Origin of the sequence: Streptomyces sp. NPDC014733, assembly GCF_043083385.1 — a bacterium.
Lineage (GTDB): Bacteria > Actinomycetota > Actinomycetes > Streptomycetales > Streptomycetaceae > Streptomyces.
This window is the reverse complement of sequence record NZ_JBIBYO010000028.1, coordinates 1-17,308: the sequence shown is the minus strand read 5'-3', so window position 1 is coordinate 17,308 and position 17,308 is coordinate 1. Positions and strand designations below refer to the sequence as shown.

General features: G+C 71.0%; 12 protein-coding genes and 1 pseudogene. 6 read left to right on the top strand and 7 right to left on the bottom strand.

From position 1 onward, the window contains the following. The first annotated feature begins 211 nt into the window (after positions 1–211). Positions 212–1,045, top strand: a complete 834-nt coding sequence (locus ACF1BH_RS30680) for a PIG-L family deacetylase (protein WP_391647692.1) — start codon at positions 212–214, stop codon at positions 1,043–1,045. Positions 1,046–1,327: 282 nt separating this feature from the next. Here ACF1BH_RS30680 and ACF1BH_RS30675 read toward each other — a convergent pair whose 3' ends face one another. After that, the gene (locus tag ACF1BH_RS30675; RefSeq protein WP_391647690.1) at positions 1,328–1,885 is read right to left on the bottom strand and encodes a hypothetical protein; all 558 of its coding nucleotides are present in this window, start codon (positions 1,883–1,885) and stop codon (positions 1,328–1,330) included. Between ACF1BH_RS30675 and ACF1BH_RS30670 the strand changes: the two genes are divergently transcribed. Further along, a complete protein-coding gene (locus tag ACF1BH_RS30670) occupies positions 1,872–3,116 on the top strand; it encodes an erythromycin esterase family protein (protein WP_391647689.1) in 1,245 nt (414 codons plus the stop codon). The genes ACF1BH_RS30675 and ACF1BH_RS30670 overlap by 14 nt on opposite strands. Positions 3,117–4,744: 1,628 nt before the next feature. Here ACF1BH_RS30670 and ACF1BH_RS30665 read toward each other — a convergent pair. After that, positions 4,745–5,518 (bottom strand): heparin lyase I family protein, encoded by a 774-nt coding sequence (locus ACF1BH_RS30665; protein WP_391647688.1) that lies wholly within the window; start codon positions 5,516–5,518, stop codon positions 4,745–4,747. Positions 5,519–5,982: 464 nt separating this feature from the next. Between ACF1BH_RS30665 and ACF1BH_RS30660 the strand changes: the two genes are divergently transcribed. Beyond that, a complete protein-coding gene (locus ACF1BH_RS30660; protein ID WP_391647687.1) occupies positions 5,983–6,555 on the top strand; it encodes a GNAT family N-acetyltransferase in 573 nt (190 codons plus the stop codon). A 493-nt stretch (positions 6,556–7,048) separates the two neighbouring features. On the opposite strand, the gene ACF1BH_RS30655 is transcribed toward ACF1BH_RS30660, so the two are convergent. After that, positions 7,049–8,533 (bottom strand): carboxylesterase/lipase family protein, encoded by a 1,485-nt coding sequence (locus tag ACF1BH_RS30655; RefSeq protein WP_391647685.1) that lies wholly within the window; start codon positions 8,531–8,533, stop codon positions 7,049–7,051. A gap of 113 nt (positions 8,534–8,646) precedes the next feature. Between ACF1BH_RS30655 and ACF1BH_RS30650 the strand changes: the two are divergent. Further along, positions 8,647–8,896, top strand: a pseudogene (locus tag ACF1BH_RS30650) (DNA primase); the annotation flags it as partial. Between the two features lie 325 nt (positions 8,897–9,221). Here ACF1BH_RS30650 and ACF1BH_RS30645 read toward each other — a convergent pair. The 4 genes from ACF1BH_RS30645 to ACF1BH_RS30630 all read right to left on the bottom strand — a co-directional run bounded on the left by ACF1BH_RS30645 (position 9,222) and on the right by ACF1BH_RS30630 (position 14,018). Continuing rightward, positions 9,222–10,364, bottom strand: a complete 1,143-nt coding sequence (locus ACF1BH_RS30645) for an FAD-dependent oxidoreductase (protein WP_391647684.1) — start codon at positions 10,362–10,364, stop codon at positions 9,222–9,224. 241 nt (positions 10,365–10,605) lie between these two features. Beyond that, complete coding sequence (locus ACF1BH_RS30640; RefSeq protein ID WP_391647683.1) at positions 10,606–11,301, bottom strand: TetR/AcrR family transcriptional regulator; 696 nt, start codon at positions 11,299–11,301, stop codon at positions 10,606–10,608. Positions 11,302–11,578: 277 nt separating this feature from the next. Then, the gene (locus tag ACF1BH_RS30635; RefSeq protein ID WP_391647682.1) at positions 11,579–12,313 is read right to left on the bottom strand and encodes a DUF4232 domain-containing protein; all 735 of its coding nucleotides are present in this window, start codon (positions 12,311–12,313) and stop codon (positions 11,579–11,581) included. A 796-nt stretch (positions 12,314–13,109) separates the two neighbouring features. Continuing rightward, positions 13,110–14,018 carry a LysR family transcriptional regulator gene (locus ACF1BH_RS30630; protein ID WP_391647681.1) on the bottom strand — a complete coding sequence of 303 codons (909 nt, stop codon included), beginning with the start codon at positions 14,016–14,018 and terminating at the stop codon, positions 13,110–13,112. A gap of 83 nt (positions 14,019–14,101) precedes the next feature. On the opposite strand from ACF1BH_RS30630, the gene ACF1BH_RS30625 reads away from it, so the two are divergent. Next, positions 14,102–15,238 (top strand): serine hydrolase domain-containing protein, encoded by a 1,137-nt coding sequence (locus tag ACF1BH_RS30625; RefSeq protein ID WP_391647680.1) that lies wholly within the window; start codon positions 14,102–14,104, stop codon positions 15,236–15,238. Between the two features lie 5 nt (positions 15,239–15,243). After that, on the top strand, positions 15,244–16,650 hold the full coding sequence (locus ACF1BH_RS30620) for a purine-cytosine permease family protein (protein WP_391647679.1): 1,407 nt from the start codon (positions 15,244–15,246) through the stop codon (positions 16,648–16,650). Positions 16,651–17,308 lie beyond the last annotated feature (658 nt).

Here is a 17,308-nt window from a genome sequence, read left to right as displayed (position 1 = left end):
GCATCAACCGACGCACCGACGCACCGACGCACCGACGCACCGACGCACCGACGCACCGACGCACCGACGCACCGACGCACCGACGCACCGACGCATCGGCGGGAACACGGTCACCGCGGGGACGTCCGCCAGTGCCGGAACCCGCACTCAAGACCGTGGTAAACCCGCCGCGCGCCCGGACCAGGCTGTATCACCACAGGAGAATGTGTTCATGACCGACCGTCCCTTGACGCTCATGGCAGTGCACGCCCACCCCGATGACGAGGCGACCAGTACCGGAGGAATCTTCGCGCGATACGCGGCAGAAGGCATGCGCACCGTTCTTGTGACCTGTACCGACGGTCGTTGCGGCGACGGACCGGCAGGCGCCAAGCCGGGCGATCCCGAGCACGATCCGACAGCCGTTGCTTTGATGCGCCGTCAAGAGCTGAAGGTGAGCTGTGAAGCCCTGAAGATCAGCGATCTGGAAATGCTGGACTATCCCGACTCCGGAATGGTGGGCTGGCCGAGTAACGACGCCCCCGAATCTTTCTGGCAGACCTCCGTGGAAGAAGCCGCCGTCCGACTGACGGAACTCATTCAGCGCTACCAACCCGATGTGGTCGTCACTTATGACGAAAACGGCTTCTACGGCCACCCCGATCACATCCAGGCCCACCGCGTCACGATGGCGGCGCTGGAGAAGACGGAACTGACACCGAAGGTGTACTGGACGACGATGCCCCGCTCAACGATGCGGCGGTTCGGAGAAGCCATGCGGGAGTTCAGCGAGGACATGCCGGAGCCGGATCCCGCCGAAGCCGCCGCGATTGCCGAGATCGGTCTCCCCGACGACGAGATCACCACATGGGTGGACACCACCGCATTCAGCGACCAGAAATTCGACGCGCTCGCCGCCCATGCCAGCCAGGGCGAGAACATATTCTTCCTCAAAATGGGCAAGGCGAGGTTCGGCGAGTTGATGGGCATGGAGACGTTCGTACGTGTCCAGGACACCACCGGCGCGCCCGTACCCGAGAGGGACCTCTTCGCCGGACTGCGCTGATCCGCTCCTCCGGCCAGGCCCCGGGAAAACTCCTCGCCCGCACAGCGCGATCAGCGGCGGTCGCCCTCGGCGGTGCTCGTCGGCTGGGTGTATTCGGTGGTGCCCGATCCGGTGGGAGACCGCATCGCCCGGCGGCTGTGACCTGCGGGGGTGAACGGCGGGGTTGGCCAACCGGCGCCCGAGTTGGTCAACCCGGCCGTGCCGCTTTGGTAACCGCGCGCAGGCTCGCCCAGTCCTGCCGTACGACACCGCCTCCCCGCAGAGCTCCCGCGAGTCCACAACTCACGGAACCGGTGGTTGCGCACGCCGCCGGCGGGACGGTCTGAAAGGGGCCCCCACCTCGCCGGCACAGACCCAGGGCAGGGATTTTATGACCGTGAACCATGGGGCTGTCCCCCGTGAAATTGCCGGGCCTGCCCCAACGCGCCGGGCCTGCCATGGCTTGATGATCTTCTCAGCAACGTTTGACAGCACATAGGCTGAGGAGTGGCCAGACATGACCGGCAGCAGGAAACGGCTCGTGGCGGTGGCCCTCGTCGTGGCGGCGGCGCCGGCCCCCGCGACAGCCGCGTACGCGATACCGGCGGCACCGGCGGCACCGGCGGCACCGGCGGCACCGGCGGCACCGGCGGCACCGGCGATACCGGTGGCACCGGTGGCACCGGCGATACCGGCAGCACCGGCGGCACCGGCAGCACCGGCACCGGCGATACCGGCGGCATCGGCGGCATCGGCGGCACCGGTACCGGCGGCATCGGCGGCACCGGTACCGGCGATACCGGCGGCCCCGGCGATACCGGTGGCACCGGCGATACCGGTGGCCCCGGTGGCGTCCGCCACCGCATCCTCCCCGGTCCGGGCGCTGGACCGGATCGCCCGTCCGCTGCGGTTGGCCGAACCGGGCACCAGCACGGCGGACCTGCGCGCTCTGGGGGCCATGGTCGGCGGTGCCAAGGTGGTGGGGCTGGGCGAAGCCACGCACGGCTCGCACGAGTTCTTCGCGCTGAAGGACCGGGTCTTCCGCTATCTCGTCGAGCAGAAGGAATTCACCACCTTCGCCCTGGAGATCAGCTGGTCGGCAGGGCTGCGGATCGACGACTATCTCCAGCACGGCGACGGCAATGCACGCCAGGTCGTGCACGAGGTGCTGGCCGGGTCCCCCTGGGACCGGGAGGAATTCGTGACCCTCATCCAGTGGATGCGCGACCACAACCGCCACCACCCCGACCGTCCGGTGCACTTCTTGGGCGACGACATCAGCGCCCCCAGGCTCGACCAGCAGGTCCTCGGCACGGTCACCGACTACGTCCGGCGGACTTGCCCGCAGTCCTTGCCGCGCCTGAACGAACTCCTCACCGGCCTGCGCCCGGTCGATGACGCATTCGCCTACCTGAAGCTGCCGCTCGCACAGCGGCAGCAGAACGCCTTGCGGGCACAGCAGATCCTCGAACTGATGGAAAGCCAGGGCCAGCCGGGCAACGACGGCTTCGAGTTCGCCCTGCAAAACGCCCGCAACCTCGCCCAGACCTACACCTTCCTCACCGTCGATACCGGCGATCCGAAGTCGCTGACCGCCATGGAGCGCTACCGTGACCAGGTCATGGCCCAGACCACGGCGTGGTGGCAGCAGCGGACCGGCGGCAGGATTGTGCTGTCCGCCCACAACACCCATGCCGGCTACCTGGCCACCGACCCCGCGATGTATCCGAAGACCCAGGGCGCGTTCCTCCGCGACACCCTGGGCGCCGGCTACCTCGCCATCGGCACCACCTTCGGCCAGGGCTCCTTCCTCTCCAAGGACCAGGCACTCGGCGGCGAGTGGAAAAGCTTCACCCTCCCTCCGGCCGGCCCCGGCACCAACGAGCACACCCTCGACCAGGTCCGCTACCGCGACTACTACGCCGACCTGCGTAAGGCCCCGGCCGCCGCCCGCACCTGGCTGGACATCCCACGCCCGACGTACAGCGTCGGCACGCAGTACCCGGAGGGCAAAACCCCTGAGATCGCCATCGGCCGGGCCTACGACGTCCTGATCCACCTCCACCGCGTCCGGGAGGCGAGCAAGCTCTAGCACCCACGTATGCCCCGCCGCCGCCCGGGCCACCACCAGATCACCGTGGCACGCACCGCAACCGAGGCCGCAGGAACCTGGAGCGATCTGCCCCCGGAAACCCACCCCACACGGTCACCGGTGTGGTCGGTTCCTGGGGACTGGCGGCCAGAAGGCCCGCCGCGCGCGCAGCTGCGCGCGCGGCGGAAGGCGAACGCGATCCTCCCCTTGCGGTGTCGCCGCCGACATCATCAACTCCCTCCTCGAACACGCCCGCGCCGCAGCCGCGGCGATCCGGGCCCGCGCCGCCGCGGTGGTCGCCGCCGCGGTGGTCGACGTCGCCCACCCGCCCCGCGCCCGGCCCGGACCGGCAGCCCCGGCCGATCCCGATGCACCGTCCGCGCCCGCCACCGGGGCCGGACGGCGGGGGAGCGGGAGATCCCCCGCGTCATGCTGAACCACGACCGCGCCGTCCCCGCCGGTGCGACGGTCCGGGAGAAGCCACGCCCCGCGGCCACCGCCGCCGCCGTGCGGGGTCCGGCGTACGACTCGTCGCCCACCAGCAGCAGGCCGTGCCCGAGCAACTGCTCACAGCCGCCGGCCCCGAGCAGCACGACAGAACCAGGAACCCACCGCGGGCAGGCGACGCCCTGACAGCGCTGCGGGCCCTGCGGGAGCCCGCACGCACTTGGAAGCCCTCGACCTCACGGCCGAGCGCTGCGCCACCTCAAGGACGCCTTCACCAAGGCGGCCTGCGACTCCCGCGCCCGCGCGGACCGCTACGACGAACAGGGCGACGCCGATGGAGCACCCCGGTGCGCCGGGACGGCCAACGTACGCACCGCCCCAGCAGCCGGACCGGCGCCAAGAGCGAGAGAAACCGGCCCGGCCGTTGACACGCTCCCGGACGGCTGGACGCGGCAGGCGAAGAGCCGGTCGTAGCGCTGACGGGCTCCGCAGGCCCGTGTGGGTGCCGGCGCAGAACGCAGCGAAACGAGGGGAGCACCAACCCTCCTCCACCACGCGAAGCTGCCCGGCCGGCCTCGGGGCTCGTGCCGCGGTGCCCGGCACCTGCGCGGCCCGCCCGGCCTGCGTCGTCGGCCTGCGCCCGGCCTGCGTGCCGCCGCTGCTCGGCACCGCCGTCCGCGACCGTACGCTGCTGCGCCTCCCCTCCTCGCTGTGCCCGCCCGCCGTGCCCTTCCGCTGCCAGCCCGTCCCGTGCCGCTCGGCCTCGTCCCGTACCCGTTCCGGTTCACCGTCGTCCGGCCGCCGCCCGCGCGCTGTCCGCTGTCGGCCCGATCCGGTGCCCTCGGGCTCCCCGCGTCCTGCACCGCCGTGCCGCCCGCGCATCGAGCTTCCCAGCCACTGCCGGACCGCCGGCTGCTGGCCGCCGTGACCGCCCGGCGTCTCGGTGCCCCGCGCGCCGCCGCTTCGGCACCTGTCAACGGAGTTGGCTGGGAATTTTGGCGGAGCCGGAATCCGGACGAAGAACATGCCGGCCACCGAAACAGCTTTGCCGCGCCAACGGCCTCCACCTGCTCGGAGCCGGCTCACCGCGGCGAGACGAGCGAAACGGCCAGCCCGCTCCCAAGGGCGATCCGGAGGACTCGACGGCGCCGCGAGCTGTGCCGTGCCGCGTCAGGCGGGGATCACGAACCGGCCGCCGCCGCCCGCGTCGTGGCCATGCGGGGCGAGGTGAACCAGTGGGTCGCGTCGCCCTTCGACGGGTGGTAGGAGCCCCACTTGAGGTAGTTGGTGGTGCCGTCGTAGGTGGTGCCGGTGTACCGCGTCGTACCGTTGGCGAACCGCTGCTTGACACCGTCGAACCAGAGCTCAACGGTGCCCTTGGAACGGCCCTCACGGATCTTCAGGACATAGGAGTGCCACGAGCCCTTCTTGACCGGGGCGCTCCACAGCGGCACCGCGACGTGGCGGTGGGTCCATGCCTGCAGGCGGACGCGGCCCTTGGTGGCGTCCAGCTCGACCGGGTGGTTGGCCGTGCCGGTACTCGGGCTGCACTTCAGCTGAAAGATGTACCGGTTCTTGCTGTCACGGATGTCGACCTTGGACGACCAGCCCAGGTAAAAGGTGCTGCCGGACTTCAGGGTCGGCCCGACCGCCTCGCAGCGCTCCTGACCGCCGGGCTGATGCGCGCGCCAGACCTTGCCCTTGACCGGGTCGCGCACCACCCTGAAGCCGCCGGTGGCGCACTGGACGCTGGGAAACGCGCCCCGGCCGGCGGTGATTTTCGGGGTCCAGAGCACCCGCCCAGCCTTCGCGGACGGGAGGGCGGCGGCCGGGCCGCGGCCTTCGCCGGCCACCTTGGCGGGTGCCGCCTGGGACGCGCCGTTCGCGGCGGAGCCGGCCGAAGCCGGCCATACGAGGAAGGTGGCGGCCGAAACCGCCAGGATTCCGACGGCCATCGCCGTTCTCGCTGATGGCTTGCGCACGGGCCGGGCGTGAGACATGAGGCTCCTGAGATTGACGGCACTGTGTGCCAGAGTGCAGGAAGTGTGGCGGGACGACGGGGCGGATGCACGCCCCGTCGCCTGTGACATCTGCGGAGAGTACGCCGGACACGCCCGCCGGTGGCCCCCTTCTGCGCTCGTCCTGCAGGCACAGCGCATGCCGCGATTCGCGGAGCGGCTCTGCCCGCGAGAACAGGCAGCGGATATACACCGGTTTGGGAGGCAGTCGCCGCCCGAGAGGAATCGAGACGCTCACGGTTCGGCGCTCCGGTACGGCCGACGTTTGCTCGCCGTGCCGGCACGGGACTGCCGACTCCCCGCCCATGCGGCGCGTCCGGCGTCACCGGGGGCGTACCCGCCCCTGGCCGTCCGGATAAACGGATGGCCAGGGGCGGGCGTGACGCGGCAGGATGCTCCGCATGACTTTGCCCACCCCCGGGCTGCGCACCGCCCGCCTGCGGCTGCGGCCGTTCACCGACGCCGACGCGGCGCCGCTCTACGCGCTGCACAGCAGCGCCCACGTGCTGCGTTACTGGGACTCCCCGCCGTGGACGGAACCGGCCCGGGCCCAACGTTTCCTCGCGACCTGCCGGACGATCGAGGAGGAAGGCACGGGGGCGCGGGTGGCCGTCGACCGCGTCTTTGACGGCGCGTTCATCGGCTGGTGCGGCCTGACCGGCTGGAACCCGGACTTCCGCAGCGCGTCCCTGGGCTACGTCTTCGACGCCGCCGCGTGGGGCCACGGCTACGCCACGGAGGCCGCGCACGCCGTCCTGCGGTGGGCGTTCGGCACCCTGGACCTGAACCGCGTCCAGGCCGAGACCGACACCCGCAACGTGGCGTCCGCCCGGGTCCTGGAGAAGCTCGGCTTCGTCCGCGAAGGCACCCTCCGCGAGGACTGCGTCGTCAACGGCGACGTCTCCGACTCCTGGATCTTCGGCCTCCTCCGCCGCGAGTGGCACGCGACGCCCACACCGACGGCCGGCCGCTAGGACCGAGACCTGCCCGCCTTGCGGTCCGCACACCCACCGAGGTCACCGCGGGCCCCTCCGGCGAACGCACCGTCTTCGCCTGCCCCACCGATCCCGACCATCCGCACCGCGGGAGCATCCAGCAGCTCATGGGCCCGCCTGAAACGGAACCTTCTCACCGGCATGCGTGGGCACTGTCGCTACGCGTGAACATCGCACACGCCGCAGCCCGCGTGCCTTGCGAAGGCTGAACAACTGCTGTCGAAACCGGTGAACAAAGCCACCACGCATCTTGCCTACGCTACGCCGGCGCCGACCGCGCCGACCGCGCCGACCGCGCCGACCGCGCCGACCGTGGTGCTTGGCGCCCGTCCCGCACCAGCGGCAATCAGTAACTGACGGCGGGCCGGCGAACCGGGGAGGTCCGGCGAGGACGGCGCGTCATACCCGGCGCGTCTTCGCCCACGCGGTCCCCAACGCGCTGCTGGCGGTGCACACATGACGCCGCCACCGGTCATCCTCGACCGGTGGCGATGTCGAACGGGGCCGGAGTATGCCCCTCCCAGATCTGCCGGGAGGCCTCTTCGGGAAAGGGCACCGTCACCGACTCGGCGTCCCACACGCGGGTCAGCCGCCGATCAGGGCGGTACGCCGCCCATCCGGGGTCGCCGGTACCGGCGAACCGGACCCATGCGTCTCCGATTTCCTGGGAGACTCGCAGAGCCGCGGGGCCGGGTACGTCGCCGAACAAGCCTCTGCCGGCGGGACTGTCCCACGTGCCGAAGGCAAGAGGCACGTCGAGACTGTGACAAGCCCCCAGGACACCACTGGACGTGGTCGAGGCCAAACAGAGTTCGAAGAGGTACGACGTACCGCCGGCCATCATGTTGGCCTGGGCCAGGTGCAGGGACGGCATCCGGAACAGCGCGTCGGATTCCACCGTCTCCAGCAGCTCCCCGGCGGTGGCACCGGGGAAGGCGGCCCGATAGGCGGCCGCGCCGTGCGGCTTCGGGGCAAACAAGTCGAGGGCGGTCTGGGCGTCGTCGTCGGTGAAGGTCCCCCACCGCCCGGCCATCACGGAGAAGAGCCGGAACTCATCCCGCGTGTGCCCGACGAGCAACTCGATGCCGTCCGCACGGCCTCCTGCCAGCGCGGACCACGGCGTCTGCGGCAGGACATCGGTGTCCACCACGGGGCAGACGGGCACTCCCAGCCGGGCCAGCCGGCCCCAGCGCACGGGATCGGCCGCGAGGACGCCGCCGAACGCGGTGAGCTCATCGGCCAGATGCCACGGATCGACATCCCTCAGGGCATCGGCGGTGGGCGCCACCCCGAACCGGCCCGCAAGCACGGCGGCCACCTCCCTCGCCAGCGCGGGAGTGATGTGATTGCCCGGCACCGAGTGGGCGATGGCCCGCCGGAACAACTCACGCGCCGGCCTCATCGTGAGCAGCGCGGCGATCGACCCCGCCCCCGCGGACTGCCCGGCCACCGTGACCAGAGAAGGATCACCCCCGAACCGGACGATGTTGCGCTGCACCCATGCGAGCGCGGCGATCTGATCGAGAAGCCCCCGGTTGGCCGGAGCGCCCGCTACGTGGCCGAACCCCTCAACACCGACCCGGTAGTTGACGGACACGACGACGAGCCCGGCCCGGCAGAGCCGCGCGGCGTCGTACGCCGGGTCGCTGCCCACACCCGTGATGTACGCCCCGCCGGGAATCCACACCAGCACGGGCAGTCCCGTCGCACCGGGGTCCGGGGTGGAGACGTTGAGCGTCAGCCAGTCGTCCCCGTGCGCCGATTCGGCCTGAACCGGCCCGGACTGCGGAGGCAGCGGCCCGAAATCGGCGGCCTGCCGCGTACCGTCCCAAGACCCCGGCGGCGCGGGCGCGGCGAAGCGGAGACCGCCCACTGGAGGCCGGGCGTAGGAAACACCCCGGAACTCCGCCCGCCCCGAACGCCAACGCCCCTCGACCACACCCTCCGCCGTACCCACCCGAGGATGGTCCGCTGCCGCACCCATGCCGCCCCCTCCGTCACTCTTCCCAAGCCCTGGTCGCATTCTCACGCCTACCAGGGAGGGAGGAGAAGGCAGACGGGCCGAACCTCACCGACCTCGCCGAACTCCACGGTCGCCGCGTCATCGTCTGCAGCGGACTCAAAGCCGGCGACCGCTTCGACGAAGCCCGCGTCAAACTCCTCACCGGCGGCGACTCATCAAAGCCCGCCGCATGCGACAGGGCTTCTTCTCCTTGGTCCCCACCCGCAAGCTCTTCCTGCTCGGCAACCCCCGCCCGAAGCCGGCACCGGCGGCTTCGTCTTCTGGTGCCGCTGCAGACCGGTTCAAGCGCGGCGAGTTGGGAGGCGAGTTCCTGCTGGGCGGCCGAGCAGCGGGCATACGCGATCCGGGTCGTGGCGTCCATGAGGACGAGCGCCCGGATGGGTGGGCGCCATCACCCTGTCATCCGATGCGAGGTGGTCGGTCAGGGCCTCGGTGCTGGACGGGCCGGGGCCGCCGTGCAGGACGAGGACCGGGTCGCTGCCCGTGCCGGCCTCGCGCGCTTCGAGGTCCAGGCCGGGCCGTAGCGGGATGGTGCGCCCGAGGGCATCGTCATAGGTACCTCCCGGATTGGCTGAGGCGGTGGGTCCGGTGACCGAGGGAGTGGTGGCCGTCGGAGCGGGCCTCACTGGGCTGCCGGGCCGGAGGTGCAGAACGCGACCATCTGCTCCAGGCCCCGCTCGCCGAACATCGTGTCCAGGCTGGCGGCGGACTCGGCGGCGGACGCCTCGCTGCGCGGGAAGAGGGCCTGCTCGTACGCGGCCAGAGCAGCTTCGGTGTCGCCGGGATGCGCGGCGATGGCCAGGGCGAGTTCGGCGCCGTCGAACATGGCGAGGTTGGCGCCCTCCCCGGCGAAGGGGGACATCACGTGGGCGGCGTCACCGAGCAGCGTCACGCCCTGGGTGCGGTCCCAGCGATGCCCCACGGGCAGGGCGTGAATACGGCGCGGGGTGATCGTCTCCGCGTCGGCGACCAGGCCGCGCAGGCTCTCGTCCCAGTCCTCGAAGCGGGCGAGGACCGCAGCCTTGGCGGCAGCGTGGTCGGTGAAGTCGACGGTGTCCAGCCAGCCCTCGTCGACCTTGAGCGCCGTGTAGACGTGGAGACTGCCGTCGCTCTCCCGGTGCGCGAGGACACCGCGTTCGTCCCCCAGGGCGATGAAGAACCCGCCGCCGATGAGCGCGGCGCTGCGCGGGTGGCGGGTGTCGGCGTCGAACAGGCCGGTCTCGACGAAGGAGATGCCGGTGTAGGCGGGCCAGGCGTCCGAGACCAGCGGCCTGATCCGGGACCAGGCGCCGTCCGCGCCGACCAGGAGATCGGTGGTGAGGGCCGAGCCGTCGGCGAACGTCACCTCGTGGCGTCCGTCGCCCAGCGCCCGGGCCCCGGTGACCTTGCGGCCCCAGTGGACCGTGCCGTCGGGCAGGGAGCCCAGCAGCAGGTCCCGCAGGTCGCCGCGGTCCACCTCCGGCCGGCCGCCGGTGCCGTCGTCATCCTCGGCCACGTGAACGGTGCCGTCGCGGCCGAGCAGGCGCATGGCCTGACCACCGTCGTGGACGATCTTGAGGAAGTCGTCGTGGAGGCCGGCGGCGTGCAGGGCCTTCTGCCCGTTGGTCTCGTGAATGTCGAGCATCCCGCCCTGCGTACGGGCCGCCGCCGACGCCTCCAGCTCGAAGATCGCCGACTCGATGCCGTTGACGTGCAGGACACGGGCGGCGGTCAGGCCGCCAAGACCTGCGCCGGCGATCACGATCGGGAAATGGCGGGTAGTCATGGGGCCTCCGAAAGCAGCAGGGGAACACCTCGGTGCGCCGAGTCATCACCGCCGGGGTACCGCAAGGCTCCTTCAAGGGCGGCTGCGCGGCGGGGAGGCAAGGAATGCCTCGTACGCTCCGCCCACGGTAACGAACGTGTTCGTTGCGAACAAGTTCGTTCCGTGTCGGTGGGCAGGCAGCGAGGAGAACCGTCGTTTCCCGGCCGCGCCCGCCGCCCGGACGGGCCACCCCGCCCGGGGATCAGTCCACTACACCCGGGACAGGTGTGTGCATGATGCCGTCGACGAGGACGTCGAAGCTCCAGCGGATCCTGTCCGGCACCGAGCCGCCGATCAGGGCGGGCATGTGCGCGGTGATCGCCGGATGCGTGGCGGCATCCACGGCGTGCAGTGCACGCACCGTGGCGTTCCAGTCGCCCTCGGAGGCGGGATCGTGCTCACGCGTCGAGTGCTCGGCAGCGGTGGCCGTCGCGTCCTGGAGCAGTTTGTCCACCCCCCAGGCGACCTGCTCGCGACCGGCCCCGCTTTGCGAGAGGAGACCGAGGACGCGCTCCACCAGGCGCAGGTAGTTCTCGCCGCTCGGGCGGGCGACGAGCGCGGCCCGCGCGAGCTGCGGGTGCTCGAACAGCACCCGGGTGTACGACGCCATCACGGCACGGAGCTGCTCACGCCAGTCCTCACCGCCCTCCCGCCCGGTCAGCTCGACCTCGCCGAGCAGGGAATCCAGAACGGCTGCGTACAGCTCGGCGGTGTTGGCGATGTAGACGTACAGCGACGCCGGGCCGGTATCCAGCTCCTGCGCCAAGCGGCGCATCGTGACCTTCCCCAGCCCCTCCGCCCGCATGATCCGCACGGCGGTGTCCACAATCCGGCGCCGGGACAGAGCGGGCTTCGCCGGACGCTCCCGGCGGCTGATCGGCTCTCTTCGCACAGTCATAACCCGATCGTAACGAACGTGTTCGTCGGGGGGCGACACCGGTGAAACGTGGCAGCCGCACCGCCCGCGCGACGCCGGCGTCGCGGCCGGCGTCGCTCGCCACCAGGACGAGTGTCTCGGCCGCATCAGACCCGCACACCGGCGCGGCCGGCGAGTCTCGCTCGGCCGGCTGACCCCGTCGAGTTCGAGACCGTCACGCCACACCGGCCCTCCAGGCCGCGTAAGGGAACCCGCCACCAAACCCGCAGCGTGCGAACGCACGGGGCCGCGCCGAGCTCTACCGTGCTGCGAACGCTCCGACCTTGAAGTCGGTGCCACAGACGCTGAACACACCGCCCGGCGAGCCGTCCGCCTTCATCACGTTCACCGTGGTGCCCACGTCCTTGGGCAGCGCGACCTTGACGTGAGACGCCTGCACCGGGCAGGTGTAACGGGCCGACGCGGTGCCCTGGCCGTTCACGTCGTTGTACATCACGTCCGCCACCACCGCGGCGCCCGCCGGGACGTCGACCGCATCCGAGCCGCCCTCGGAATTGTCCCCCGAGACCGGGCTCGCCTTGCCCTGATCATCGTCGGCAACCACGGTCGTCGGGCCGACGATGGTGCAGGGCGCACCCGAGCTATTGGTGATCTTGAGGGTGGCGTCGGCGGCCTGCGAGTCACTGGCGTGACCCGAGGACTGGAGGAACGTCACCGAGGTGTTCTTGGCCGTACAGGCCACGATGACGCCGCCCCCGCCAGCACCGGAGGACGAACTGCCCCCACCGCTCGTGCTCGACCCGCCCCCGGACGACGCCGAGGACGAGCCCGCGGCCGACACCGACGCCGAACCCCCGGACGACGAACCCGACGCCGACGCCGAGGACGAGCCCGACGAGGCACCTGACGACGCGCTGGGGCCAGCGGCACCGCTGCCCTGCGTACCGCTGCCGTCGTTGCACGCGGTCAAGGACAGGGCGAGCGTCGCGACGGCGCCGACGGCGAGCAGGGTGGGACGGGTGGTGGTGCGCATGACTGATTCCCCTGGTTCTCGTTCGTGGGCCGCGATCCTGCACGAGGTCGTTTCCCCTGACACGACAGAGAGTGCCGCGGCGCGCTGGCAGATCACTAACGAGCGCGGTGACGGCGCTAACGCCCGGCTAACGCCCCCGGATCCTGGCCCGTACCACCGCGTGCCGGCACCGCAGGAGCACACGCCGGGCGACCGCCTCGTGCCCAGGCCGCAGCCGAGCGCCACCTCGGCCGCCGCGTATGCCCGCCGCGCCTCCGCCGTACCGCTGCCGCTGCCCCGCCCTGGGGCCGCGGAGCCCCGCCGTCCCGCCGTCCGTGCCGGCCGCCGGCGCCGTCTTCGCGCCGCGGCGCCCGCTCACCGCCCCGTCACATTGCCCGCCGCCGTCCCGTATGCGCTCGGCGCCCGCCGTGCCGCCGCGCTGCGCGGTCCCGCCCGTGCCCCGGCCGCTGCTCGCCGGCACTGCCCTGCCCTCGCTGCCGTCGGCCTGCTGCGGTCACCGCCTTCGCCGTTCGTCCGGTGCCGTCGCGGTGCCGTCGTCGTCCCTGCGCTGCCCACCGGCCGCCGACCGGGCCGTGCTACCTCCAGCCCTCGCAGCCCCGCTGCCGATTTCCTGCCGCCATACCACGGCCGTCGGCGTCCCGCCGCTGCGCCCGTCGCCCGGCCGCCCTGCCGCCGTGCTCGTGTTGTACTCCGGAACGGCAAGCAGTGGGGTCGAGCGTCCAACCCCGTGGATGAACTGATACGGCACACTGCGGCACTGCACCGACAAGAGCGGCACCACCGTGCGGCACCGGGCCTAGCCAGGCGTCGAGATCAGCTCCGCGGCCGCCCGGATCCGGGTCTCGGCGAAGACGGCGAAACGGTCGACGAACTCGCCGATCGCCGCAGCCGCGTAATGCTCCCGGTTCCAGCACGCGTGGATCGCGAGCTGGATCTGCCTCCCCTCCCGGTCGTGGACGAAGAGCGGGTGCGCGTCGAAGCGGACCAGGTCGGTCGCGATGGCGACGCCGCGCCCCGAGGCGGCGAGTGCCAGGCGCAGGGGAGGCGAGGCCACAGCATCGTGACGCGTCACGCTCTGCCCGGCCACGGTCAGCGCCTCATCGAAGACCATCCGGGTCGGATCGGCCCTCGGCGGCAGAATGAGGAAGCGGTCGAGCAACTCGTCGAGCCGCACAGACGAACGGCCGGCCCATGCGTCGTCGCGTCCGACGTACGCACGCAGAGGGACGGCGGTCAGATGCCGCCAGACGAGGGTGTCGGCCGGCGGCGGCATGGCCGAGATGCCGAGATCGTACCTGGAACGCACCGCCTCGTGGACCGCGTCCGGGGCCACCAGGTCGACGGTCACGAACGGATCGCGCTCGCCCAACTCGGCGACGAAGGGCGCCAGCACATAGTCGATGCTCGTGCTCGCCGCGCCGACGGTGAGCCGGGTCAGGTAGCCGTTCGCCATGTGCTGCGCAAACATCCCGGCCTGATCGGCCCGGGTGACGATATCCCTCGCAACTTCGAGCATGGCGCGGCCCGCCTCGGTCAGCGCCAGCCGCGGTCCGCTCCGGGCGAAGAGAGTAACGCCCAGGTCGTGCTCAAGACGGCGGAGCTGGCGCGAGATCGCCGGCTGCGCAATGTGGAAGCGGGCGGCCGCCGCCGTGACGGTACCCAGCTCGGCCACGGCCAGAAAGTACCGCAGGTGACGAAGCTCCATCCCCGGATCATAAACAAAAGGCATGATGAAACCCCGCGAACAGGTCTTGGACGCACGACTGTGGTGGCCGTCACGATCGAGCCATGAACGCCACCACCGCTAACTGGGCCACGCCACCACACCACCGCGATGGCCTGCACCAAGTCGACCGCCTGATCGCCTGCGCCGAGATCGCTGCAGCACCGGGCACGCCGCGCACGCTCACCGAGGCCGCCATCGGCCTGGACTGGGCGGCACTCAAACTGCCCGTCGAGGAGAACCGGTCCGTGCCGGCCGCCGAGTTCCTCAAGCTGACCCGGACCGATGCGATCCTCGTACTGCGAGGCGACGAGGTGCTCTTCGAGGACTACCGCGGCGACAACACCGCCACGACCCGGCACATCGTCATGTCGATCTCGAAGTCGTTCTGCGGCATGCTCGCCGGCACCCTGGTAGCCGAAGGCCGACTGGACACCGAGGACACCGTCGCGACCATCGTGCCCGAGCTGAGCGGGACCTCGTTCGGCCAGGCCACCGTGCGCCAGCTCCTCGACATGACCGCCGCACCCCACTACGACATGACCTACCTGGACCCGGCGAGCGAGGCCAACGCAGGAGACCGGGCCGCCGGCTGGCGGCCGCGCACAGGGGACGACGCGCCCGGCACCCGCGCCTTCCTCGCCGGGCTGCGCGGCGCCGGCGAGCACGGCGCGCGGTTCCAGTACTGCTCCGGGACAACCGACGCCCTGTCCTGGACGCTGGAGCGAGCTGCCGGTGAGGACTACCGCTCGCTGATGGAGAGCCGGATCTGGTCGCGAATCGGCGCGGAAGCGAACGCCTACATCACCGTCGACCCACTCGGCACGCCGTACGCCTGCGCCGGCATGGGCATGCGGCTGCGCGACCTCGCGCGCTTCGGCCGACTCGTCCTCAACGGCGGCTGGTACGACGGCACGCAGGTCATCCCCAGGGAATGGATCGCGCAGACCCGCGCCGGCGGCGACTTCACCGTGCCCGAGGACAGCGCCTCGGGCACCTACCGCAACCAGTGGTGGATCCCCGACAGCCGCCAAGGCAGCTTCTACGCCGTCGGGATCTTCGGCCAATACCTCTGGCTGGACCCGGAGAACGACGTGGTCGTCGCGAAATTCTCCTGTTGCGACAGCCCCGTCGACCACCGGCCCGACCACATCCCCGCGCTCGCAGCGATCGCGCGGGCCGCCGCTCAGGCCGGGCGGTGACGACCATGACGACCCCGCGCAACGAGCGCATCGAGCAGCACTCGATCGACTATGTCCCGGTGACCGAACGGCACGGCAAGCCCTGGCACCTGTTCACGGTGTGGTTCTCCAGCAACCTGCAGATCACCGGCTTCGTCAACGGCGCGCTCGCCGTCCTGATCGGGCTCGACCTGCCCTGGGCGATCTTCGCGATCATCGCCGGGAACCTGGTAGGCGCCCTGTTCATGGCATACCACTCCGTCCAGGGGCCCCGGATGGGCGTCCCGCAGATGATCCAGAGCCGCGCCCAGTTCGGGTTCGTCGGCGCGATCCTCCCCGCAGCCCTGGTGGTCTGCATGTACCTCGGCTTCGCGATCGAGGGCAGCGTCATCTCCGGTCATGCCCTCGCGGCCTGGGCCGGCATCCCCTTCACACTGGCCGTGGCGATCCAGGTCACGCTCCCGGCGATCGTCGCGATTGTCGGCTACCGCCTCATCCATTTCGCCACCAGAGTCGTGACAGTCGTGTCCGCGATCCTCTTCGCCGCCCTCACCGTGGCCCTCCTGGGAAACCTGCCCGGCAACCTGCCATCCGGCACCGCCGTCACCCCCGGCAACGTGCTACTGGTGATCGCGATCTACGTCGGCTGGCAGCTCACCTGGGCGCCCTACGTCTCCGACTACTCGCGCTACCTGCCCGAGGACACGCCATCCGGTCGCACCTTCGTATGGACATATGCCGGCGCGGCCCTCGGTTCGATCTGGGTGATGGTCCTGGGCGCGGTGGCAGCGACCGTGAGCGCCGGAGCCGTGGCGAGCGACGCGATCGGCATGCTCGGCGACCAGATCCCAGGCATGGGCTCACTGATCCTGATCGCCCTCCTGTTCGGGACGATCCCGGCGGCCGCGTACGGCAACTACGGCATGTTCCTCACCGCGATCAGCGCGGTCTCGGAGAAGGGCCACGGCCGGTCGACACCGATGGTGCGCACCGCATTCATCCTCGCCACCGGCACGCTCATCGTCGCCGTGACGCTACTGTCAGGCGGCGAGATCCAGCACACGGTCCTCAACATCACCCTGTTCCTGCTCAACCTGCTGGTGCCATGGACGGCCATCAACCTCGCCGACTACTACCTGGTGCGGCAAGGCGAGTACGAGATCGACCAGCTCTTCGACCGGCGCGGCAGCTACGGCCTGGTGAACTGGCCGGCGATCACCGCCTACGTGGCCGCGATGGCGGCACAAGTCCCATTCATCAACAGCGGGCTCTACACGGGCCCGCTGGTCGACGACCTCGGCGGCGCAGACGTCTCCTGGATCGTCGGCCTGGCCGTCGCCACCATCCTCTACCTGGGCCAGACCAAACTCGCCCGACGCGCCGCGCCCCCCGCCGCGCCGGCCCCAGTAGACGCGCCGAGCGAGGTCGCCTGAGGCAGGTGCAAGGCTCGGGAAAGAGACCACCGAAATGTTCGGTTCCCCCACCACTGATACCGACTCACCCTTGCCCTGGCCAGCCGACGTTTCAGACGATTGATCTCGGCGGTGTTCTCCCGAAGCAGCAACGGTGTGATCCCGAACGGCCGGTGCAGCGTTCTACGGGAAAGCCGGCCCCCCGTAGCCCACCCCGCCTCCCCGCACCCGACCGACGCCGAACGCCGCACCGCAGCCTCCTGCCGACCCCGCCGCTCGTACGCCCGCCGCACCCCCGCGGCCGCCCGCTACGCAACCAGCGCCACGTCACTACCCCGCACGCCGCCGGGTCGAGGTGGAAGAGCCCCACCAGCTGGTGGGGCCTTCCTGCCCGCCTGCAACCGGCAACTGCTGCTCACCCGGCGCCCGGCGACCAGCACCGCCTGGAGGAGCGACGGTACGGCAGCGAAAGCGAGTGGAAGACCAGGCCCAGCTCAGGGACGCCGGCCCCGAAGAGACGCACGGATCGCCACCCTCTACAACGGACTCCTCCATGAACTGGAAGCCCCCGAGGCGGACCCCGACGCCTAGGTGTGTTGTTCGGTGAGGTTGGTGACGCGGCTGGCGGGTGTGTGGCCGCTGATTCCGGTGTGGGGTCGGTGGTAGTTGTACCAGTGCA

Coding starts and splice junctions, on each gene's coding strand:
- ACF1BH_RS30635 (WP_391647682.1), bottom strand. CDS start 12,313: ATGCGCACCACCACCCGTCCCACCCTGCTCGCCGTCGGCGCCGTCGCG.
- ACF1BH_RS30680 (WP_391647692.1), top strand. CDS start 212: ATGACCGACCGTCCCTTGACGCTCATGGCAGTGCACGCCCACCCCGAT.
- ACF1BH_RS30665 (WP_391647688.1), bottom strand. CDS start 5,518: ATGGCCGTCGGAATCCTGGCGGTTTCGGCCGCCACCTTCCTCGTATGG.
- ACF1BH_RS30630 (WP_391647681.1), bottom strand. CDS start 14,018: ATGGAGCTTCGTCACCTGCGGTACTTTCTGGCCGTGGCCGAGCTGGGT.
- ACF1BH_RS30660 (WP_391647687.1), top strand. CDS start 5,983: ATGACTTTGCCCACCCCCGGGCTGCGCACCGCCCGCCTGCGGCTGCGG.
- ACF1BH_RS30625 (WP_391647680.1), top strand. CDS start 14,102: ATGAACGCCACCACCGCTAACTGGGCCACGCCACCACACCACCGCGAT.
- ACF1BH_RS30620 (WP_391647679.1), top strand. CDS start 15,244: ATGACGACCCCGCGCAACGAGCGCATCGAGCAGCACTCGATCGACTAT.
- ACF1BH_RS30645 (WP_391647684.1), bottom strand. CDS start 10,364: ATGACTACCCGCCATTTCCCGATCGTGATCGCCGGCGCAGGTCTTGGC.
- ACF1BH_RS30640 (WP_391647683.1), bottom strand. CDS start 11,301: ATGACTGTGCGAAGAGAGCCGATCAGCCGCCGGGAGCGTCCGGCGAAG.